The organism is Pantoea sp. UYEF8 (assembly GCF_040546285.1).
In the GTDB taxonomy this organism is placed as follows: Bacteria; Pseudomonadota; Gammaproteobacteria; order Enterobacterales; family Enterobacteriaceae; genus Pantoea; species Pantoea brenneri.
In genome coordinates this window covers 1-21689 of the sequence record NZ_JBEPNM010000020.1, presented here as the reverse complement: position 1 = coordinate 21689, position 21689 = coordinate 1, and the positions used below count along the sequence as shown (strand labels likewise).

General features: G+C 55.4%; 15 protein-coding genes and 1 riboswitch. Of the genes, 9 read left to right on the top strand and 6 right to left on the bottom strand.

Annotated elements, in window-relative coordinates:
• The first annotated feature begins 28 nt into the window (after positions 1–28).
• Together rpoB and rpoC are read left to right on the top strand one after the other, a co-directional pair.
• Positions 29–4057 carry a DNA-directed RNA polymerase subunit beta gene (gene rpoB, locus ABIB18_RS22270; RefSeq protein ID WP_031376915.1) on the top strand — a complete coding sequence of 1343 codons (4029 nt, stop codon included), beginning with the start codon at positions 29–31 and terminating at the stop codon, positions 4055–4057.
• Between the two features lie 131 nt (positions 4058–4188).
• The gene (gene rpoC, locus ABIB18_RS22265) at positions 4189–8412 is read left to right on the top strand and encodes a DNA-directed RNA polymerase subunit beta' (RefSeq protein ID WP_031376916.1); all 4224 of its coding nucleotides are present in this window, start codon (positions 4189–4191) and stop codon (positions 8410–8412) included.
• A gap of 51 nt (positions 8413–8463) precedes the next feature.
• On the opposite strand, the gene ABIB18_RS22260 is transcribed toward rpoC, so the two are convergent.
• Positions 8464–8652 (bottom strand): DUF1127 domain-containing protein, encoded by a 189-nt coding sequence (locus tag ABIB18_RS22260; protein WP_031376917.1) that lies wholly within the window; start codon positions 8650–8652, stop codon positions 8464–8466.
• A gap of 174 nt (positions 8653–8826) precedes the next feature.
• On the opposite strand from ABIB18_RS22260, the gene ABIB18_RS22255 reads away from it, so the two are divergent.
• Positions 8827–10296, top strand: coding sequence for an aminotransferase-like domain-containing protein (locus tag ABIB18_RS22255; RefSeq protein ID WP_069729842.1), 1470 nt, complete (start codon positions 8827–8829; stop codon positions 10294–10296).
• Positions 10297–10483: 187 nt separating this feature from the next.
• Here the strand turns inward: ABIB18_RS22255 and thiE are convergent, their stop codons facing one another.
• From thiE to ABIB18_RS22240, 3 genes are all read right to left on the bottom strand, one after another.
• Positions 10484–11116, bottom strand: coding sequence for a thiamine phosphate synthase (gene thiE, locus ABIB18_RS22250; protein ID WP_354475768.1), 633 nt, complete (start codon positions 11114–11116; stop codon positions 10484–10486).
• Between the two features lie 2 nt (positions 11117–11118).
• The gene (gene thiC / locus ABIB18_RS22245; RefSeq protein ID WP_354475766.1) at positions 11119–13041 is read right to left on the bottom strand and encodes a phosphomethylpyrimidine synthase ThiC; all 1923 of its coding nucleotides are present in this window, start codon (positions 13039–13041) and stop codon (positions 11119–11121) included.
• An 86-nt stretch (positions 13042–13127) separates the two neighbouring features.
• Positions 13128–13228: riboswitch (TPP riboswitch) on the bottom strand.
• Between the two features lie 153 nt (positions 13229–13381).
• Positions 13382–13888 carry an Rsd/AlgQ family anti-sigma factor gene (locus ABIB18_RS22240; RefSeq protein WP_031376920.1) on the bottom strand — a complete coding sequence of 169 codons (507 nt, stop codon included), beginning with the start codon at positions 13886–13888 and terminating at the stop codon, positions 13382–13384.
• Between the two features lie 89 nt (positions 13889–13977).
• On the opposite strand from ABIB18_RS22240, the gene nudC reads away from it, so the two are divergent.
• The 6 genes from nudC (at position 13978) to ABIB18_RS22210 (ending at position 18374) form a co-directional block, all read left to right on the top strand.
• Entirely contained in the window at positions 13978–14748 is a 771-nt protein-coding gene (gene nudC, locus ABIB18_RS22235; RefSeq protein WP_069729839.1) for an NAD(+) diphosphatase, read from the top strand.
• A gap of 40 nt (positions 14749–14788) precedes the next feature.
• Entirely contained in the window at positions 14789–15856 is a 1068-nt protein-coding gene (gene hemE / locus ABIB18_RS22230; protein WP_354475764.1) for a uroporphyrinogen decarboxylase, read from the top strand.
• Between the two features lie 2 nt (positions 15857–15858).
• Positions 15859–16527 (top strand): deoxyribonuclease V, encoded by a 669-nt coding sequence (gene nfi / locus ABIB18_RS22225; RefSeq protein ID WP_354475762.1) that lies wholly within the window; start codon positions 15859–15861, stop codon positions 16525–16527.
• A gap of 63 nt (positions 16528–16590) precedes the next feature.
• Positions 16591–17181, top strand: a complete 591-nt coding sequence (locus tag ABIB18_RS22220) for a YjaG family protein (RefSeq protein WP_031376924.1) — start codon at positions 16591–16593, stop codon at positions 17179–17181.
• Between the two features lie 188 nt (positions 17182–17369).
• Complete coding sequence (gene hupA, locus ABIB18_RS22215; protein WP_003850136.1) at positions 17370–17642, top strand: nucleoid-associated protein HU-alpha; 273 nt, start codon at positions 17370–17372, stop codon at positions 17640–17642.
• 69 nt (positions 17643–17711) lie between these two features.
• Positions 17712–18374 carry a DUF1481 domain-containing protein gene (locus ABIB18_RS22210; RefSeq protein WP_069729838.1) on the top strand — a complete coding sequence of 221 codons (663 nt, stop codon included), beginning with the start codon at positions 17712–17714 and terminating at the stop codon, positions 18372–18374.
• 35 nt (positions 18375–18409) lie between these two features.
• Here the strand turns inward: ABIB18_RS22210 and purD are convergent, their stop codons facing one another.
• Positions 18410–19690 (bottom strand): phosphoribosylamine--glycine ligase, encoded by a 1281-nt coding sequence (gene purD, locus ABIB18_RS22205; RefSeq protein WP_316554778.1) that lies wholly within the window; start codon positions 19688–19690, stop codon positions 18410–18412.
• An 18-nt stretch (positions 19691–19708) separates the two neighbouring features.
• A complete protein-coding gene (gene purH / locus ABIB18_RS22200) occupies positions 19709–21298 on the bottom strand; it encodes a bifunctional phosphoribosylaminoimidazolecarboxamide formyltransferase/IMP cyclohydrolase (protein ID WP_354475759.1) in 1590 nt (529 codons plus the stop codon).
• Between the last annotated feature and the right edge of the window lie 391 nt (positions 21299–21689).

Genomic DNA, 21689 nt, shown 5'->3' with positions numbered 1-21689 from the left:
TCGACTTGTCAGCTAGCTGAGGAACCCTATGGTTTACTCCTATACCGAGAAAAAACGTATTCGTAAGGATTTTGGTAAACGTCCACAAGTTCTGGACATACCTTATCTCCTTTCCATCCAGCTTGACTCGTTCCAGAAGTTTATCGAGCAAGATCCAGAAGGTCAGTACGGACTGGAAGCTGCATTCCGTTCCGTCTTCCCTATCGCGAGCTACAGCGGCAACTCTGAGTTGCAGTATGTGAGCTATCGCTTAGGTGAACCTGTCTTTGACGTGAAAGAGTGTCAGATCCGTGGCGTGACCTATTCGGCACCGCTGCGCGTGAAACTGCGTCTGGTGATCTATGAGCGCGAAGCGCCAGAAGGCACCGTAAAAGACATTAAAGAGCAAGAAGTCTACATGGGCGAAATTCCGCTCATGACCGACAACGGTACCTTTGTTATCAATGGTACCGAGCGCGTTATCGTTTCTCAGCTGCACCGTAGTCCTGGCGTGTTCTTTGACAGCGATAAGGGTAAAACCCACTCTTCGGGTAAAGTGCTGTATAACGCACGTATCATCCCTTACCGTGGTTCATGGCTCGACTTTGAGTTTGACCCGAAAGATAACCTGTTCGTCCGTATTGACCGTCGTCGTAAGCTGCCGGCCAGTATCATTCTGCGCGCACTGCATTACACCACCGCTGAAATCCTCGATATCTTCTTCGAGAAAGTGGTGTTTGAAATCCGTGACAACAAGCTGCAGATGGAACTGGTGCCTGAGCGCCTGCGCGGTGAAACCGCGACCTTCGATATCGAAGCTAACGGCACCGTCTACGTCGAAAAAGCACGCCGTATTACTGCGCGCCATATCCGTCAGCTGGAAAAAGATGGCATTCAGCACATCGAAGTCCCGGTTGAATATATCGCGGGCAAAGTGGTCTCTAAAGATTATATCGATGAGAGCACCGGTGAGCTGATCATTGCTGCCAACATGGAGCTGTCGCTGGATCTGCTGGCTAAGCTGAGCCAGGCAGGTCATAAGCGCATCGAGACGCTGTTCACCAACGATCTGGACCACGGTCCTTATATCTCCGAGACCCTGCGTGTCGACCCAACCAGCGATCGCCTGAGCGCACTGGTTGAGATCTACCGCATGATGCGTCCTGGTGAGCCGCCAACGCGTGAAGCTGCAGAGAACCTGTTTGAGAACCTGTTCTTCTCTGAAGATCGTTACGATCTCTCTGCGGTTGGCCGCATGAAGTTCAACCGTTCATTGCTGCGTGATGAAATCGAAGGTTCAGGCATCCTGAGCAAAGAAGACATCATCGAAGTGATGAAGAAGCTGATCGACATCCGTAACGGTAAAGGCGAAGTGGACGATATCGACCACCTCGGTAACCGTCGTATTCGTTCAGTGGGTGAGATGGCTGAGAACCAGTTCCGTGTCGGTCTGGTGCGTGTTGAGCGTGCGGTTAAAGAGCGCCTGTCACTGGGCGACCTCGATACCCTGATGCCACAGGACATGATCAACGCCAAGCCAATTTCGGCGGCGGTGAAAGAGTTCTTTGGTTCAAGCCAGCTGTCTCAGTTTATGGATCAGAACAACCCGCTGTCAGAGATTACGCACAAACGTCGTATCTCTGCTCTCGGCCCAGGCGGTCTGACCCGTGAGCGTGCCGGCTTCGAAGTGCGTGACGTACACCCAACGCACTACGGTCGTGTCTGCCCAATCGAAACCCCTGAAGGTCCGAACATCGGCCTGATCAACTCCTTGTCTGTCTATGCGCAGACCAACGAGTACGGTTTCCTTGAAACACCTTATCGTCGCGTTATCGACGGTTTAGTGTCTGATGAGATTCACTACCTCTCCGCTATCGAAGAGGGTAACTACGTTATCGCTCAGGCTAACGCCTCTCTGGATGATAACGGCGCGTTTGTTGATGATCTGGTCACCTGCCGTAGCAAAGGCGAGTCGAGCCTGTTCAGTCGCGATCAGGTTGACTACATGGACGTCTCCACCCAACAGGTGGTTTCTGTCGGTGCATCACTGATCCCATTCCTGGAACACGATGACGCCAACCGCGCCCTGATGGGTGCGAACATGCAACGTCAGGCCGTTCCGACTCTGCGTGCTGATAAGCCGCTGGTTGGTACCGGTATGGAGCGCGCGGTTGCGGTTGACTCCGGTGTAACCGCCGTAGCGAAACGTGGTGGTACCGTGCAGTACGTTGATGCATCCCGTATCGTTATCAAAGTTAACGAAGACGAAATGCACGCTGGCGAAGCCGGTATCGACATTTACAACCTGACCAAATATACCCGTTCTAACCAGAACACCTGCATCAACCAGATGCCATGTGTTTCTCTGGGTGAGCCGGTTGAGCGCGGCGACGTGCTGGCAGATGGCCCGTCCACCGACCTCGGTGAACTGGCGCTGGGCCAGAACATGCGCGTAGCGTTCATGCCGTGGAACGGCTACAACTTCGAAGACTCCATCCTGGTCTCCGAGCGTGTGGTTCAGGAAGATCGCTTCACCACTATTCACATCCAGGAACTCGCCTGTGTGTCGCGTGACACTAAGCTGGGGCCAGAAGAGATCACTGCGGATATCCCGAACGTGGGTGAAGCAGCTCTGTCTAAACTGGATGAATCCGGCATCGTTTATATCGGTGCTGAAGTGACCGGTGGTGACATTCTGGTGGGCAAGGTTACGCCGAAAGGTGAAACCCAGCTGACGCCGGAAGAAAAACTGCTGCGCGCTATTTTCGGCGAAAAAGCCTCTGACGTGAAAGATTCGTCACTGCGCGTACCGAATGGCGTGTCAGGCACCGTGATTGACGTTCAGGTCTTTACCCGCGATGGCGTGGAAAAAGACAAACGTGCACTTGAAATCGAAGAGATGCAGCTGAAGCAGGCCAAGAAAGACCTGTCTGAAGAACTGCAGATTCTGGAAGCGGGCCTGTTCAGCCGTATCCAGAGCGTGCTGATTTCGGGTGGCGTTGAAGCAGACAAACTGGACAAGCTGCCGCGTGAGCGCTGGCTGGAACTGGGTCTGACTGACGAAGCCAAGCAAAACCAGCTGGAGCAGCTGGCAGAGCAGTACGACGAACTGAAACACGAGTTTGAGAAGAAGCTCGAAGGTAAGCGTCGTAAGATCACCCAGGGCGATGATCTGGCACCAGGCGTGCTGAAAATCGTTAAGGTTTATCTGGCGGTTAAGCGTCAGATTCAACCGGGTGACAAAATGGCGGGTCGTCACGGTAACAAAGGTGTTATCTCCAAGATCAACCCGATCGAAGATATGCCTTACGATGAACACGGCACGCCGGTTGACATCGTACTGAACCCGCTGGGCGTACCGTCACGTATGAACATCGGTCAGATCCTCGAAACCCACCTGGGTATGGCAGCGAAAGGCATCGGCGAGAAAATCAACGCCATGCTGAAGAAGCAGGAAGAAGTCGCGAAACTGCGCGAGTTCATCCAGCGCGCTTACGACCTGGGTACCGACGTACGTCAGAAAGTTGACCTGAATACGTTCACCGACGACGAAGTCCTGCGTCTGGCCGAGAACCTGAAAAAAGGTATGCCAATCGCCACTCCGGTGTTTGACGGCGCGAAAGAGAGCGAAATCAAAGAGCTGTTACAGCTCGGCGGCCTGCCTTCTTCTGGTCAGATTACCCTGTTTGACGGCCGTACCGGTGAGCAGTTCGAACGTCAGGTAACCGTTGGCTACATGTACATGCTGAAACTCAACCACCTGGTTGATGACAAGATGCATGCGCGTTCAACAGGTTCCTACAGCCTGGTTACTCAGCAGCCGCTGGGTGGTAAGGCGCAGTTCGGTGGTCAGCGCTTCGGTGAGATGGAAGTGTGGGCGCTGGAAGCATACGGCGCCGCGTATACCCTGCAGGAAATGCTTACCGTTAAGTCTGATGACGTCAACGGCCGTACCAAGATGTATAAAAACATCGTTGACGGCAACCATCAGATGGAACCGGGCATGCCAGAATCCTTCAACGTACTGTTGAAAGAGATTCGCTCGCTGGGTATCAACATCGAGCTGGAAGACGAGTAACCCCCACTTCAGGCTGGCGGGCAACCCCGCCGCCTGAAAGCGCAGGGTTTAAGCGCTCGCAATTGTACTGGTTATGGGGCGTTCAATTTCGGTTGGACGCCCCTGAGTCTCACTCCGACGGGAGCTAATCCGTGAAAGACTTACTTAAGTTTCTGAAAGCGCAAACTAAAACCGAAGAGTTTGATGCGATCAAAATTGCGCTGGCTTCGCCAGACATGATCCGTTCCTGGTCTTTCGGTGAAGTGAAAAAGCCGGAAACCATTAACTACCGTACTTTCAAGCCAGAGCGCGATGGTCTGTTCTGTGCCCGTATCTTCGGGCCGGTAAAAGACTACGAGTGCCTGTGCGGAAAGTATAAGCGCCTGAAACACCGTGGTGTGATTTGTGAGAAGTGCGGCGTTGAAGTGACCCAGACTAAAGTGCGCCGTGAGCGCATGGGCCACATCGAACTGGCGTCGCCAACTGCGCACATCTGGTTCCTGAAGTCACTGCCTTCGCGTATCGGCTTACTGCTGGATATGCCCCTGCGTGACATCGAGCGCGTGCTCTACTTTGAATCTTACGTGGTAATCGAAGGTGGCATGACCAACCTCGAGAAGCGCCAGATTCTGACTGAAGAGCAGTACCTTGACGCGCTGGAAGAGTTCGGTGATGAGTTCGACGCCAAAATGGGCGCCGAAGCGATCCAGGCCCTGTTGAAAAACATGGATCTGGAGCAGGAGTGCGAGCAGCTGCGTGAAGAGCTGAACGAAACCAACTCTGAAACCAAGCGTAAAAAACTGACCAAGCGTATCAAGCTGCTGGAAGCGTTCGTTCAGTCTGGCAACAAGCCAGAGTGGATGATCCTGACCGTGCTGCCTGTACTGCCGCCGGATCTGCGTCCGCTGGTACCGCTGGACGGTGGCCGTTTTGCTACGTCGGATCTGAACGATCTTTATCGTCGTGTGATCAACCGTAACAACCGTCTGAAGCGCCTGCTGGATCTGGCTGCGCCAGATATCATCGTACGTAACGAAAAACGTATGCTGCAGGAAGCGGTAGATGCCCTGCTGGACAACGGTCGTCGCGGTCGTGCGATCACCGGTTCCAACAAGCGTCCGCTGAAATCTCTGGCTGACATGATCAAAGGTAAGCAGGGTCGTTTCCGTCAGAACCTGCTGGGTAAACGTGTCGACTATTCAGGTCGTTCGGTTATCACCGTAGGTCCATACCTGCGCCTGCATCAGTGCGGTCTGCCGAAGAAAATGGCACTCGAACTGTTCAAACCGTTCATTTACGGCAAGCTGGAACTGCGTGGCCTCGCCACCACCATCAAAGCCGCGAAGAAAATGGTTGAGCGCGAAGAAGCGGTTGTCTGGGATATCCTCGACGAAGTAATCCGTGAGCACCCGGTTCTGCTGAACCGTGCGCCTACGCTGCACCGTCTGGGTATTCAGGCGTTTGAACCGGTTCTGATCGAAGGTAAAGCGATCCAGCTGCACCCGCTGGTTTGTGCGGCTTATAACGCCGACTTCGATGGTGACCAGATGGCTGTTCACGTACCGCTGACGCTGGAAGCCCAGCTGGAAGCGCGTGCGCTGATGATGTCGACCAACAACATTCTGTCTCCAGCGAACGGCGAGCCAATCATCGTTCCTTCACAGGACGTTGTTCTGGGTCTGTACTATATGACCCGCGACAAAGTGAACGCCAAAGGCGAAGGCATGGTGCTGACTGGCCCGAAAGAAGCTGAGCGTGTTTACCGCGCTGGCCTGGCTGAGCTGCATGCCCGCGTTAAAGTTCGTATCACTGAATACAGCAAAAACGAGCAGGACGAATTCGTTCCGAAAACCAGCATTATCGACACCACCATTGGTCGTGCGATTCTGTGGATGATCGTACCGCAAGGTCTGCCGTACTCAATCGTTAACCAGGCGCTGGGTAAAAAAGCCATCTCCAAAATGCTGAACACCTGTTACCGCATTTTGGGCCTGAAGCCGACCGTTATCTTTGCTGACCAGACCATGTACACCGGTTTTGCTTACGCAGCCCGTTCAGGTGCGTCAGTCGGTATCGACGACATGGTTATCCCGGCCAAGAAAGTGGAAATCATCTCTGAAGCTGAAGCCGAAGTGGCTGAGATTCAGGAACAGTTCCAGTCTGGTCTGGTTACCGCCGGCGAACGTTATAACAAAGTCATCGATATCTGGGCAGCAGCGAACGAACGTGTTGCCAAGGCGATGATGGAAAACCTCTCAACCGAAACCGTGATCAACCGTCATGGCGAAGAAGAGAAACAGGTTTCCTTTAACAGCATCTTTATGATGGCCGACTCCGGTGCGCGTGGTTCTGCTGCACAGATTCGTCAGCTGGCCGGTATGCGTGGTCTGATGGCGAAGCCAGATGGCTCCATCATCGAAACACCAATCACGGCGAACTTCCGTGAAGGGTTGAACGTACTTCAGTACTTCATCTCAACCCACGGTGCGCGTAAAGGTCTGGCGGATACCGCACTGAAAACGGCGAACTCCGGTTATCTGACGCGTCGTCTGGTTGACGTTGCACAGGATCTGGTGGTTACCGAAGACGATTGTGGTACGCACGAAGGCATCATGATGACTCCGGTCATCGAAGGTGGCGACGTTAAAGAACCACTGCGTGAACGTGTACTGGGTCGTGTGACGGCAGAAGACGTGCTGAAGCCAGGCACCGCTGACATTCTGGTTCCACGTAACACCCTGCTCGATGAGCACTGGTGTGACGTGCTGGAACTGAACTCAGTAGACAGCCTGAAAGTCCGTTCGGTAGTAGGTTGTGAAACCGACTTTGGTGTGTGTGCACACTGCTACGGTCGCGACCTGGCACGTGGTCACATCATCAACAAAGGTGAAGCGATCGGTGTTATCGCGGCACAGTCCATCGGTGAGCCGGGTACACAGCTGACGATGCGTACGTTCCACATCGGTGGTGCGGCATCACGTGCGGCTGCTGAATCCAGCATTCAGGTGAAGAACAAAGGTACCATCAAGCTGACCAATGCTAAGTCGGTAACCAACTCGGCTGGCAAGCTGGTGATCACCTCGCGTAACGTTGAACTGAAAATGATCGACGAATTTGGTCGTACCAAAGAGAGCTATAAAGTTCCTTACGGTGCCACCATGGCGAAAGGTGATGGTGAGCAGGTTGCAGCGGGCGAAACCGTCGCAAACTGGGATCCGCACACCATGCCGGTTATCACCGAAGTGGGCGGTTTCATTCGCTTCACCGACATGATTGATGGCCAGACCATTACCCGCCAGACAGATGACTTAACCGGTCTCTCCTCGCTGGTAGTTCTGGACAGCGCCGAGCGTACTGCGGGTGGTAAAGATCTGCGTCCAGCACTGAAAATTGTTGATGCCAACGGCAACGACGTTCTGATTCCGGGCACCGATATGCCGGCTCAGTACTTCCTGCCAGGTAAAGCGATTGTTCAGCTGGAAGATGGCGTTAAAATCAGCGCCGGTGACACGCTGTCGCGTGTACCGCAGGAATCTGGCGGTACCAAAGATATTACCGGTGGTCTGCCACGCGTTGCTGACCTGTTCGAAGCGCGTCGTCCGAAAGAGCCGGCTATTCTGGCCGAGATCAGCGGTATTATCTCGTTCGGTAAAGAGACCAAAGGTAAGCGTCGTCTGGTGATTACTCCGCTGGATGGCAGCGAGCCGTACGAAGAGATGATTCCGAAATGGCGTCAGCTGAACGTGTTCGAAGGTGAACGTGTTGAGCGTGGTGACGTGGTTTCCGATGGCCCAGAGTCTCCACATGACATCCTGCGCTTGCGTGGCGTGCATGCGGTGACCCGTTACATCACTAACGAAGTGCAGGAAGTTTACCGTCTGCAAGGCGTTAAGATTAACGATAAGCACATCGAAGTCATCGTTCGTCAGATGCTGCGTAAAGCAACCATCATGAGCGCAGGAAGTGCAGACTTCCTCGAAGGTGAACAGGCTGAATTCTCTCGCATCAAGATTGCTAACCGCGATCTGGAAGCGAACGGAAAAGTTGGTGCCACCTTCATGCGTGACCTGCTGGGTATCACCAAAGCGTCACTGGCAACCGAATCGTTCATCTCTGCCGCATCGTTCCAGGAGACTACTCGTGTCCTGACCGAAGCTGCTGTAGCAGGCAAGCGCGACGAACTGCGCGGTCTGAAAGAGAACGTAATCGTGGGTCGTCTGATCCCGGCCGGTACCGGTTACGCTTACCATCAGGATCGTATGCGCCGCAAAGCGGCAGGCGAAGTGCCGGTAGCACCGCAGGTTACTGCGGATGAAGCCTCAGCCAGCCTGGCCGAATTGCTTAACGCCGGTCTCGGCGGTAACAACGACGAGTAATCGTCATTGGCGTAATAAAAAACCCTGCTTCGGCAGGGTTTTTTTTTGTCTTCAGTTCAGCTTGTTCCATTCATTGCGACTGAGGCCGATATCTTTTAGCTGGCTGTCGCTGAGTTTCGACAGAATAAGGCGGGTTTCACGCCGGCACTGCCAGCGTCTGAAGCTGCGCCACAGATAACGCACCAGTGTGTAAGGTGTGCCGGTAAACGGTTTGCCTGCGCGATTTTCATCGTATCCCATCATGCTGCCCTCATTGTTTTGCCTGAGGACTATTCTCGTAAAGTAGCGCTGTATGATACAGATGCAAAAATCACTTTTATTTAACATACAGATTGCTGTCAGTGCGATCTGAATGGTAATAATAGTGACTAACTGTACTGGTTCAGGCTTTAAAAATTGCTACGAGGGGATACGATGACCCGATATGAACATCTGGCTACGCTACTGGCGCAGCGCATTGAACAGGGCTTATACCGCAGCGGAGAGCGTCTTCCTTCAGTACGCAGCCTGAGCGCCGAACATGGCGTGAGCATCAGTACGGTACAACAGGCCTATCACCTGCTGGAAGAGAAGCAGATGATCACACCGCAGTCGCGTTCGGGCTATTTTGTGGCATCACGGAAAGCGACCCCGCCGATACCCGCACTGACGCGGCCTGCGCAGCGGCCGGTTGAAGTCACCCAGTGGGACGCGGTACTGGAGTTGATCAACAGCCGTCTGGAAGATGACGTGCTGCAACTTGGCAGCGGCATGCCCGATCTGACCCAGCCGACGCTAAAGCCGCTGTGGAAAGCATTTAGCCGTCAGGCCCAGAAGCAGGAAACGGCGCTGCTTAATTATGACAACCTGTACGGCGTGCTCGCGCTGCGACAACAGATTGCGCGTCTGGCGATCGATAGCGGCTGTCAGTTTACCGCTGATGACATTGTGATCACCACCGGCTGTCATGAAGCGTTATCCGTCGCAGTACGCGCGGTCTGCGAGCCCGGCGATATCATCGCGGTTGAGTCACCTTCCTTTCACGGCATCATGCAGACGCTACGCGGCTTTGGCATTCGCGCCATTGAGATCCCCACCGATGCGGTGACCGGCATCAGTCTGGAAGCACTGGAACTGGCATTTGATCAGTGGCCAATCAAAGCGGTGGTGGTGGTACCGAACTGCAATAACCCGCTGGGTTTCATTATGCCGGAACCGCGTAAACGCGCCTTGCTGGCGCTGGCGCAACGCTTTGACGCCGCGGTGATTGAAGACGATGTCTATGGTGAGCTTGCCTGGGAATATCCGCGTCCGCCGACCATCAAAGCGTTAGATCTGGATGGCCGGGTCCTGCTCTGCAGCTCGTTTTCTAAAACGCTGGCACCCGGATTACGGGTTGGCTGGGTGGCACCGGGCCGCTACCGGGACCGCGTCCTGCATATGAAGTACATTGTTACCGGCTCTACCGCCACGCAACCGCAACATGCTGTGTCGGAGTTTATTCGTCAGGGCCATTATCAACCCCATCTGCGGCGGATGCGGCAGATCTATCATCGCAACTATGAAACCTTCAGCTGCTGGGTGCGTCATTACTTCCCTTGTGGGATTTGCGTGTCCCGTCCGCAGGGCGGTTTCCTGATGTGGATTGAGTTGCCGGAGCCCTTTGATGCCGTTCGTCTTAATCGCGAACTGCGTGAATCTAAAATTCAGATCGCCGTCGGCTCATTGTTTTCCGCCTCGGGCAAATACCGTAACTGTCTGCGCTTAAACTACGGCTTGCCGATCACTGAACAAACCGAACAGGCGGTGGCGCGGGTAGGGGCAGCCGTCGAGCGGGCGATGCAGGCCTGCCAGCATGATGATCTTCCTGCCGCCTTAGCGCCCGATTTGCTGGTGGCTAAGTAGGAAAGAAGCAGGGCCAGAAAGAGGAGGGAACTGGCCCTGGTCAGGTAACCGTACCTGACGAAGGCCACACTAAACGGCTGTCTGACACCGCGCCAGTGACTGATTGGCTAACTGCGCGCGGTATTCCTGATTTATCGCTGCCGTTACAGCAGTTTGATTATTTTTGCGCGCTGTTACCCAACAATACTCACGCTGGCTGCGCCGGTTCAGCCAGCGCCAGCAGGGTACGCGTCGCTTCATGCCAGTCCTCTGCCTCGGTGATGGCGCTTACCACCGCAATGCCGCCAACGCCGGTCGCCAGCACCGCGGGTGCCCGCGCAACGGAGATACCGCCAATCGCCACGGTCGGAATGTGCGTCAGGCGGGCCAGATGTCGCTGCAGTTCTGCCAGTCCCTGCGGCGCGGATGGCATCTGTTTAGTGCGGGTCGGAAAAATATGCCCGAGCGCGATGTAAGAGGGCTGAAGGGCCAGCGCACGATCCAGTTCGGCATCATCATGGGTTGAAATGCCGAGTCGTAATCCCGCCTGGCGGATTTGTGCCAGGTCCGCCACCGCCAGATCCTCCTGACCCAGATGGACACCGTAGGCCTGATGCTTTATCGCCAGCCGCCAGTAGTCATTGATGAACAGGCGCGCATCGTAGCGTTTGCCCAGCGCAATGGCCTGGGCGACGGCCGCTTCTGCCGCCTCGTCCGACTGATCTTTGATGCGCAGTTGCAGGGTACGGACGCCGGCATCTAACAGGCGTTCGATCCATTCAACACTATCGACTACCGGATACAGGCCGAGACGCGACACAGTAGTAGGAAATGCGGACATAGTTACTCCTCCTTCATGGCATCTGCCGGATGATAAAGCTCACCACCCCGGCTGCGAAATTGTTCAGACATCTGTGCCATGCCAACCTCAATCGGCTGCGCGCTGGCTTGCTGGCGTGCGGCAAAATCCCGTACCTCCTGAGATATTTTCATTGAGCAGAATTTAGGGCCGCACATTGAGCAGAAATGGGCCACCTTGCCGGACGCCTGAGGCAATGTTTCGTCATGCATCGCGCGCGCCGTATGCGGATCGAGTGCCAGATTGAACTGATCTTCCCAGCGGAATTCAAAGCGCGCTTTTGACATCGCGTTATCCCGGATCTGCGCGCCCGGATGGCCTTTGGCGAGATCGGCGGCATGAGCGGCGATTTTATAAGTGATCAGACCCTGCTTCACATCCTCCTTATCTGGCAGACCAAGATGTTCTTTGGGCGTGACATAACACAGCATCGCACAGCCGAACCAGCCAATCATTGCGGCGCCGATACCGGAGGTAATGTGGTCATAGCCGGGCGCAATGTCGGTGGTGAGGGGACCAAGCGTATAGAAGGGGGCCTCGTGACACCGATCGAGCTGCTCTGTCATATTACGGCGGATCATATGCATCGGGACGTGGCCGGGGCCTTCAATCATCACCTGCACATCATATTCCCAGGCGATCTGCGTTAGCTTGCCCAGCGTTCGCAGTTCGGCGAACTGCGCTTCATCGTTAGCATCCTGAATCGAGCCTGGACGCAAGCCATCGCCCAGCGACAGTGAGACATCGTAGGCCGCGCAGATTTCACAGATTTCGCGGAAATGCTGATAGAGGAAGCTCTCCTGATGATGCGACAGACACCATTTCGCCATGATCGATCCGCCGCGTGAGACAATCCCGGTCAGCCGTTTTGCCGTCATCGGCACGTAGCGCAGCAGTACGCCCGCATGAATGGTGAAGTAGTCGACTCCCTGTTCAGCCTGTTCCAGCAGCGTATCGCGGAATACTGCCCAGTTGAGCGCTTCGGCCACGCCGTTCACTTTCTCCAGCGCCTGATAAATCGGCACTGTGCCGATTGGCACCGGGCTGTTACGCAAAATCCATTCGCGCGTTTCATGAATATTACGGCCAGTAGAGAGATCCATCACCGTATCGGCGCCCCAGCGGGTCGACCAGACCAGTTTCTCTACCTCCTCCTCAATCGACGAGCTGACCGCTGAATTGCCGATGTTGGCATTCACCTTGACCAGGAAGTTACGCCCGATAATCATCGGTTCCGATTCAGGATGGTTAATGTTGGCGGGAATAATCGCCCGGCCAGCCGCCACTTCCTGACGCACAAACTCCGGGGTGATGTTATCTGGCAAATGCGCGCCAAAACTGTGGCCCGGGTGCTGTTGCAGTAACACCTCGCTGCGAATTCGCTCACGGCCCATATTCTCCCGCAGGGCGATGAACTCCATCTCCGGCGTCACGATGCCCTGGCGGGCGTAATGCATCTGCGTGACGCAACGGCCAGCAAGGGCGCGACGCGGGGTGGGCAGCGCGTCAAAGCGCAGATGATCGAGGCTATCATCCGCCAGACGCTGCTGGGTATAGTCTGAACTGCGCTGTGGCAGTGGCTGGCTATCATTGCGTTCTTCGATCCAACCTGCCCGCAGCTTTGTCAGCCCGCGATGCAGATCAATCTGCGCGGCGGGATCGCCATAGGCACCGGCGGTGTCATAGACCGGCACCGCCTCATTCTGCTCATAAAGTGGCTGATCTTTACTGCCGCCGACCGGGGTCGGACTGAGACTGATTTCGCGCATCGGTACGCGAATATCCTCCCGACTGCCGGTAATCCAGATGCGTTCAGAACGGGGAAATGCGCTGCCGCCTTGCAGTGAATCGATAAATTCCTGCGCCAGGGCACGCTGTTCACGACGGGTCATTTTTGGGTCAGACATAGCAATCTTCCAGTTGAGTGGGAATGATGCTTGTCCGGAGTTCGGAAGGAGTAACAGCACGGGCAGTGCAAGAGACTGGCGTACCGACAATATTTACTCTTGTTCCCTTCGCAGGTTCTAACCTGATCAGGTTCCGCGGATCCCGAATTAACGGTCTCAGCCCAACTGGGCACTCCGACAAGAATGCGGTTTTACGCTGCGGCTGGCAGAGCGCCCGCTGAAGACGAAAAACCTTAACGTTCTAACAGAAAAAAATGGGTTCTTCTGGCCTCAGCCATCAGAACCCCTTCAGCATAAAAGGGCTGCAACTGAATCACAACCCCTTTACCTGCGTTTAACCTTATGCCGGACGAGCAATCTGGCTGTCATTGGCCACCGGCGGTGGTGCCAGATGGTTATCCCACGCCAGCTGGATCAGCTTGTCTTCCAGCGTAAAGCGCGCCTCCAGCACTTCACCGACTTCAGATAGCGCCTGCTGGAACGTCATGCAGTTATCATCATCGATCGCCTGCTGCAGATGGCCATCATACAACTGCATCAGGCGCTCAGTGTTGGCTTCCAGCGGGGGATAGATTTGGGCCGCCGCGATCATCGGGCTGTCACCACTCATCTCACTGATGATGCGTTCATAAATACTAAAGTGACCGGCGGAAAGATAATCGACCAGGCCATGACAAAAGTTATCCAGCGCCTGCTCATCAAGGCGGGTCAGGGCTTCTTTATTCGGTTTAAGTCCGACCAGATGGTAATAGGTTACTAACAGCTGGCGACGGGCTTCCAGCCACGAATCGACCAGTTCGTTACTGCCACCTACGCGTTCGGCCAGGACGTCTAACTGGTTAAGCATATCTAACTCCATGTGAGTTATAGTTGTTCATCTACACACTTAACATCAGGACTTCAGCGTGCGAGTTGACGCTAAGGATGACGAAATAAATGCAATGCGAAATCTCAAGCGTAGACGCTGGATGGTGGATTGTCAGCCACGAGCAGAAACTTTGGTTGCCGCAAGGTGATTTACCCCACGGAAGCGCCGAAAATTTCGGTCTGACGGGTACTAAAGCCCGACAGATTGGCGAGTGGCAGGGGGAAAAAGTCTGGCTGATTTGCGAGCCACGTGCAGAGAGCATGTTCTCGGTACGGCAACTGATCGATCTGGATGTGGGGCTGTTTCAGCTGGCGGGACGCGGCGTGCAGCTGGCGGAGTTCTACCGTTCCCATCGCTGGTGTGGCTACTGTGGTCACGAAATGCACCACAGCAAACATGAGTTTGCCTGCCTGTGCAGTCATTGCCGCGAGCGCTATTATCCGCAGATTGCGCCCTGCATTATCGTGGCGATCCGGCGTGGCGATGAGATCCTGCTGGCGAATCACGCCCGTCATCGTAATAACGTCTATACCGTACTGGCTGGCTTTGTCGAAGTCGGCGAGACGCTGGAACAGGCGGTGGCACGTGAAGTGATGGAGGAGAGCAATATCCGCGTCAAAAATGTCCGCTACGTCACCTCCCAGCCGTGGCCGTTCCCGCAATCGCTGATGACGGCGTTTATGGCGGAATATGATAGTGGCGATCTGCAACATGACGGCAAAGAGCTGCTGGATGCGGCCTGGTTCCGTTTTGATGCCTTACCCTTGCTACCGCCACCGGGCACCGTGGCGCGTCGCCTGATTGAAGATACCGTCGCCCTGTGCCGCGCCGAAGCGTGAAAGTGCTACACTACACGCCTGAAATTGAGAGAGTAATGAAATGAGTGAACTGAAGAACGATCGTTATTTGCGTGCCCTGTTACGTCAGCCAGTAGATGTAACGCCAGTGTGGATGATGCGCCAGGCCGGACGTTATTTACCAGAATACAAAGCGACGCGCGCCGAAGCGGGTGACTTTATGTCGCTGTGTAAAAATGCTGAGCTGGCCTGTGAGGTGACGCTGCAGCCGCTGCGCCGCTATCCGCTGGATGCTGCAATCCTCTTCAGTGACATCCTGACTATCCCTGATGCGATGGGCCTGGGCCTCTATTTCGAAACCGGCGAAGGTCCGCGCTTTTCGCATACAATTACCTGCCGGGCAGATGTAGAGCGTTTGCCGGTGCCCGATCCGGAAATGGAACTGGGTTACGTAATGAACGCGGTGCGCACCATCCGTAAAAGCCTGAACGGCGACCTGCCGCTGATCGGATTTACCGGCAGTCCGTGGACGCTGGCCACCTACATGGTGGAAGGCGGCAGCAGCAAAGCGTTCACCAAAATCAAAAAGATGATGTATGCCGATCCCGCCACGCTGCATGCGATGCTGGATAAACTGGCGGACAGCGTTATTCTCTATCTCAATGCCCAGATTCGCGCCGGTGCGCAGTCAGTGATGGTGTTTGATACCTGGGGCGGCGTCCTGACCGGCCGTGATTATCGCGAGTTCTCGCTGCACTACATGCACAAAATCGTCGATAGCGTGCTGCGTGAAAACGACGGTCGTCGGGTGCCGATTACCCTGTTCACCAAAGGGGGCGGGCAGTGGCTGGAAGCGATGGCCGAAACCGGCTGCGATGCGCTGGGCCTCGACTGGACCACAGATATCGACGATGCACGCCGCCGTGTCGGTGACAAAGTTGCGCTGCAGGGCAACATGGATCCTTCAATGCTCTATGCGCCACCCGCCCGTATTGAACAGGAAGTGGCCGGGATTCTGCAGCGCTTTGGCAATGGCACCGGTCATGTTTTCAATCTCGGTCACGGTATTCATCAGGATGTCCCGCCGGAAAATGCGGGCGTGTTTGTTGAAGCGGTGCACCGTTTATCGCGTCCTTTCCATCAGGAGTAACCATGGATATTGCCGCACTTCGCGCTGAGCAGTTGCAACGCGCCGCTGATGTGGTGCGTGAAGATGACTTTGACGTATTGCCGCCGCGCTTTGTTGGCGGGGCGGACGTCGGATTTGAACAGGAAGGTGCCGTCACCCGGGCGGCGCTGGTGGTGCTGGAGTGGCCTTCGCTAACGCTGGTGGAACATCGCATTGCGCGTATTGAGACCACCATGCCTTACATTCCCGGCTTTCTCTCCTTCCGTGAGTATCCGGCGTTGATGGCCGCATGGCAGATGCTGGAGCAAAAACCGGATCTGCTGTTTGTCGACGGTCACGGTATCTCCCATCCCCGACGGCTCGGCGTTGCGTCGCATTTTGGCCTGCTGGTCGATGTGCCCACCATTGGTGTCGCGAAAAGTCGTCTGTGTGGCCGGTTTGCCGATCTGGATGCGCAGCCTGGCAGTCGTCAGCCACTGATCGACAAAGGCGAACAGATAGGCTGGGTATGGCGCAGCAAGCAGCGTTGCAATCCGCTGTTTGTCGCCACCGGTCATCGTGTCAGCCTGGATACCGCGCTGCAGTGGGTCGAAAACTGTACGCGTGGTTACCGGCTGCCGGAACCGACCCGCTGGGCCGACGCGGTTGCCTCGAACCGAACCGCTTTCCAGCGCTGGCAAAACGCGCTTTAACACTGTTTGTGCTGCGCTTTTGCAGTTACACTGCCGCCAGCGAAACGAATAAGAGCCACCTTTATGTTACAAAATCCCGTTCATCTGCGTCTGGCGAAGCTGGAAAGCTGGCAGCATCTTACTTTTATGGCCTGCCTGTGTGAGCGTATGTACCCGAATTATCGGGCATTCTGCGAGCAGACCGAATTTGCCGATCCGGCACTCTATCGCCGCATTCTTGATCTGATCTGGGAAAACCTGACGGTCAAAGATGCGAAGATCAACTTCGACAGCCAGCTGGAAAAACTTGAAGCTGCCATTCCTGATGGTGATGCGTTTGAGGTTTACGGTGTGTATCCGGCGATTGATGCCTGCGTGGCATTAAGCGAAGTGGTTCATGCGCAGCTGAGCGGCGACACACTTGAGCACGCGATTGAAGTCAGCGAGACCTCAATTACTACCGTTGCCATGCTGGAAATGACCCAGGCTGGACGCGAAATGACCGACGAAGAGCTTCGTGAAAACCCGGCCATCATTGACGAATGGGACCTTCAATGGGAGATTTTCCGCCTGCTTGCCGAGTGCGAAGAGCGTGACCTTGAATTAATCAAAGGCCTGCGATCGGACCTGCGTGAAGCGGGAATTAGCAACATCGGTATAAATTTCCAGCAGTAAGGCGACAAAACGTGACTTCAGGCCCGAATTAGCGCGCCTGGAGGCTTCACATCGGCCCCCTCTCTGGTCTACATTTGGGGGGCTGAAAATTGTGGCTATCGGTGCGTGCAGGCTGAAGAGTGCCAGAATATGGCTTTTCCCTCGCACTCGTTGCTTAGCAAGCGATAAATACACTTTAAGGATAACTTATGAACAAGACTCAACTGATTGATGTGATCGCAGAAAAAGCTGACCTGTCTAAAACCCAGGCAAAGGCAGCGCTGGAATCTACTCTGGCTGCGATCACTGAGTCTCTGAAAGATGGTGATGCTGTACAACTGGTTGGTTTTGGTACTTTTAAAGTGAACCACCGCGCTGAGCGTACCGGTCGTAACCCGCAGACTGGCAAAGAGATCAAAATCGCTGCAGCAAATGTACCGGCATTCGTGTCTGGTAAAGCGCTGAAAGACGCCGTTAAGTAAGACGTCGCACTGCGGTTAAGCTTTAAAACAGGGGGCGATTCGCCCCTTTTGTTTAAGGGGCCTGCCATCATGACCACGCTGCTTCAGCGTTTTTCCGCCCTGTCTCTCTCCTTATTGCTTTTCGGTTGCAGCTCAACACCCGATATTCCTCCTTTCTCTGCCAGTGGTTATCTTGCTGACCGTGGCGTCGTGCGCATCTGGCGCAAGAATAACGATCACCAGTCGGTCCATATCCGCACCATTTTTACCCCGTTCGCCAGCGGTGAAGGGGAAATTACCGATTACATCTGGCTGGAAGAGGCGTTAATCAGCGTTCATCGTCAGGTCAAAGGCGAGCATCCCGATGACGTCACCTTACGGTTTGACCAGGAAGGCGGCCTTAACTTTATGCAGCGCCAGCTGGCTGGCCGGCGCGAAGCGGTCAGTCCGGATGCGGTTGAGTTGTATAAGTTCGACGCCCAGCGGATGCGCCACGTTAGTGACGCGCTGCTCAGCGGCCGGATATTCCTGCGCCAGGGTCACTGGCAGGGCGGCAATTTGATCGAAAGCTGTGAAGGCCAGCAGGTCAGGCCCGCCTTCGATAGCGATGCCTTACGGACGCTGGCGCAGCAGCAGCGTGGGTCGGCCTCGCCATTGATGGTTTCATGGCTGGAAGCGCCGGAAGGGGTGCAACTGTTGCGGCTAAGCCAGCAGGATGACTGCGCACAGCAGCCGAAAGAAGAGGATATGTAAGCGCAGGAGTAAGGGGCACACAGTGCCCCTTTGACTTATTTGCGGTTAATAGCGCGGTAGCCAATATCGCGGCGGCAGAAACTGCCTTGCCAGGAAATCGGCTGAGCCAGCTGATAAGCCCGCTGTTGGGCCGCCGCCACATCGTCGCCCAGCGCGGTAACGCACAGTACCCGGCCACCGTTGGTAAGCACTAAATCGTCTTCCAGGCGTGTTCCGGCGTGGAATACCTTGCCATCCTCAACCTCTTCCAGGGGCAGACCGTGAATCTGATCGCCCTGATGGTAATCGCCCGGATAGCCGCCCGCCGCCAGCACCACGCCCAGTGACGGCCGTGGATCCCACTCAGAGGTTTTCTGATCCAGCGTGCCGGCACAGGCTGCCAGGCAAAGATCGACCAGATCCGACTGCATACGCAGCATGATCGGCTGAGTTTCCGGATCGCCGAAGCGGCAGTTAAATTCGATCACTTTAGGCTGACCGGATTGATCGATCATCAAGCCGGCATAGAGAAAGCCGGTATAGACGTTACCTTCAGCGGCCATGCCACGCACCGTTGGCCAGATAATCTGATCCATCACCCGCTGGTGGATCTCATCGGTAACCACCGGTGCCGGAGAATAGGCGCCCATACCGCCGGTGTTCGGGCCGGTATCGCCGTCGCCGACGCGTTTGTGATCCTGGCTGGTGGCCATTGGCAGGACATGCTCGCCATCGACCATGACGATGAAACTGGCTTCTTCACCGTCGAGAAACTCTTCGATCACAATCCGGTGGCCGGCATCGCCAAAAGCATTGCCGGCCAGCATATCCTGAACCGCCGCTTCCGCTTCCTGCAACGTCATCGCCACAATCACGCCTTTGCCCGCAGCCAGACCGTCAGCCTTAATGACGATCGGTGCGCCTTTCTCACGCAGATAGGCCAGCGCAGGCTCAACCTCGGTGAAGTTCTGGTATTCGGCACTCGGGATCTGATGGCGGGCAAGAAAATCTTTGGTGAAGGCTTTTGAGCCTTCCAGCTGAGCGGCTGCCTGGGTCGGGCCAAAAATGTTCAGGCCGGCAGCGCGAAACGCATCGACCACGCCCGCCACCAGTGGCGCTTCAGGGCCGACGATGGTCAGATCGATGGCTTCGCGTTGTGCAAAGGCCAGCAGGGCAGGGATGTCAGTGGCGGCGATCGCCACATTTTGCAGCGCCGGCTCTAATGCGGTGCCAGCGTTGCCCGGTGCCACAAACACAGTTTCCGCCAGCGGAGACTGTGCAGCTTTCCAGGCTAATGCGTGCTCACGTCCGCCATTGCCAATCACTAAAATTTTCATCTGTAACTCTCCAAACGATTAATGGCGGAAGTGGCGCATATCAGTAAAGATCATCGCTATGCCGTGTTCATCGGCTGCGGCGATCACTTCGTCATCACGGATCGAGCCGCCAGGCTGAATCACGCAGCTGATACCTACCGCCGCTGCCGCATCAATACCGTCGCGGAACGGGAAGAAGGCGTCAGACGCCATCGCCGAGCCTTTCACTTCCAGCCCTTCATCGCCCGCTTTGATGCCGGCAATCTTAGCGGAATAGACGCGGCTCATCTGGCCAGCGCCGATACCGATAGTCATATTGTCGCGCGCATAAACAATGGCGTTAGACTTAACGAACTTCGCCACTTTCCAGCAGAACAGCGCATCACGCAGTTCCTGCTCCGTTGGCTGGCGTTTGCTGACCACGCGCAGCTGGCTGGCATCGACCATACCGAGATCGCGATCCTGCACCAGTAAGCCGCCATTAACCCGTTTGAAGTCCAGCGCTGCCACCCGGTTTTGCCACTGACCGCAGATCAGCACCCGGACATTCTGTTTGGTCGCGGTAATTTTCAAAGCCGCCTCGGAAACTGCAGGCGCAATGATCACTTCAACAAACTGACGGCTGATAATGGCCTGCGCGGTTGCTTCATCCAGCTCGCGGTTAAAGGCGATGATGCCGCCGAATGCGGAGGTCGGGTCGGTCTGCCAGGCACGCTCATAGGCCGTCAGCAGAGAATCACCGACCGCGACGCCGCACGGGTTAGCATGTTTAACGATGACACAGGCTGGCTCGCTGAACTCTTTTACGCATTCCAGCGCCGCATCGGTATCGGCAATGTTGTTATAAGAAAGGGCCTTGCCCTGAACCTGCTGTGCGGTAGCGACGGACGCTTCCGCCACATTCTCTTCTATATAGAAGGCCGCATCCTGATGGCTGTTTTCGCCATAGCGCATATCCTGCTTCTTAATGAAGTTCAGGTTAAGGGTACGCGGGAAGCGACCGGCTGGCTGGCCGCGTTCGCCATGATAGGCCGGCACCAGCGATCCAAAATAGTTAGCGATCATGCTGTCGTAGGCGGCTGTATGCTCGAAGGCTTTAATGGCGAGGTCGAAGCGGGTTTCAAGGGTCAGGGCGTTCTGATTCGCATCCATCTCGGCCACGATAGCCGGATAGTCGCTGCTCTTCACTACGATCGCCACATCTTTATGGTTCTTTGCAGCGGAGCGCACCATAGTCGGGCCGCCGATATCGATGTTCTCAACGGCATCTTCCAGCGAACATCCTTCACGTGCCACCGTCTGGGCAAAGGGATACAGGTTTACCACCACCATATCGATTGGGCTGATGTCGTGCTGCGCCATGATGGCATCATCCTGGCCGCGACGGCCCAGAATGCCGCCGTGCACTTTCGGGTGCAGGGTTTTGACGCGTCCATCCATCATTTCCGGGAAGCCGGTGTAGTCAGAGACTTCAGTGACAGGCAGGCCCGCATCCGCCAGCAGGCGAGCCGTGCCACCTGTGGAGAGCAGCTCGACACTGCGGTCAGCGAGCGCCTGAGCAAATTCGAGGATACCGGCTTTGTCAGACACACTGAGCAGAGCGCGGCGTACAGGACGACGTTGTTGCATGGTGGTTTTATCCCTTGGCTTTGTTTCGCGTATATAAGAGCGTTACATCAAGCTTAACGATCCTTCCTTTGCTTATATAAGAAGAAAAGATCGAAAACTTCAGGTAACGCCCCGAAAAGGGGCGTCCGTTACGTCGCCGGGCATTGTAGCGAAAACGTTTGCGTGATGCTCGCCTAAATTCGCTGTGGCCGATGAATGTGGATAAGTTTGTGCGTAACTGCGTATAACAGGGGCTTTTGCTGTGGAATGCAGCGAACGGTTGTTTTTATGCAATTTACTGGTTGCGCCTGCCGAACAACTCCCTATAATGCGCCTCCATCGACACGGAACAACGGCTTACCGGCCGCCGGGTTGAGAGGCACAGGAGACTGCGCCGCCGGAGAAAAACTTC

What these genes read in the sequence shown, in the direction of transcription:
- thiC (WP_354475766.1), bottom strand. Translation starts at nt 13,041, where the DNA reads ATGTCTGACCCAAAAATGACCCGTCGTGAACAGCGTGCCCTGGCGCAG.
- hupA (WP_003850136.1), top strand. Translation starts at nt 17,370, where the DNA reads ATGAACAAGACTCAACTGATTGATGTGATCGCAGAAAAAGCTGACCTG.
- rpoB (WP_031376915.1), top strand. Translation starts at nt 29, where the DNA reads ATGGTTTACTCCTATACCGAGAAAAAACGTATTCGTAAGGATTTTGGT.
- ABIB18_RS22210 (WP_069729838.1), top strand. Translation starts at nt 17,712, where the DNA reads ATGACCACGCTGCTTCAGCGTTTTTCCGCCCTGTCTCTCTCCTTATTG.
- thiE (WP_354475768.1), bottom strand. Translation starts at nt 11,116, where the DNA reads ATGTCCGCATTTCCTACTACTGTGTCGCGTCTCGGCCTGTATCCGGTA.
- ABIB18_RS22255 (WP_069729842.1), top strand. Translation starts at nt 8,827, where the DNA reads ATGACCCGATATGAACATCTGGCTACGCTACTGGCGCAGCGCATTGAA.
- ABIB18_RS22220 (WP_031376924.1), top strand. Translation starts at nt 16,591, where the DNA reads ATGTTACAAAATCCCGTTCATCTGCGTCTGGCGAAGCTGGAAAGCTGG.
- ABIB18_RS22240 (WP_031376920.1), bottom strand. Translation starts at nt 13,888, where the DNA reads ATGCTTAACCAGTTAGACGTCCTGGCCGAACGCGTAGGTGGCAGTAAC.
- nfi (WP_354475762.1), top strand. Translation starts at nt 15,859, where the DNA reads ATGGATATTGCCGCACTTCGCGCTGAGCAGTTGCAACGCGCCGCTGAT.
- hemE (WP_354475764.1), top strand. Translation starts at nt 14,789, where the DNA reads ATGAGTGAACTGAAGAACGATCGTTATTTGCGTGCCCTGTTACGTCAG.
- ABIB18_RS22260 (WP_031376917.1), bottom strand. Translation starts at nt 8,652, where the DNA reads ATGGGATACGATGAAAATCGCGCAGGCAAACCGTTTACCGGCACACCT.
- nudC (WP_069729839.1), top strand. Translation starts at nt 13,978, where the DNA reads ATGCAATGCGAAATCTCAAGCGTAGACGCTGGATGGTGGATTGTCAGC.
- purD (WP_316554778.1), bottom strand. Translation starts at nt 19,690, where the DNA reads ATGAAAATTTTAGTGATTGGCAATGGCGGACGTGAGCACGCATTAGCC.
- purH (WP_354475759.1), bottom strand. Translation starts at nt 21,298, where the DNA reads ATGCAACAACGTCGTCCTGTACGCCGCGCTCTGCTCAGTGTGTCTGAC.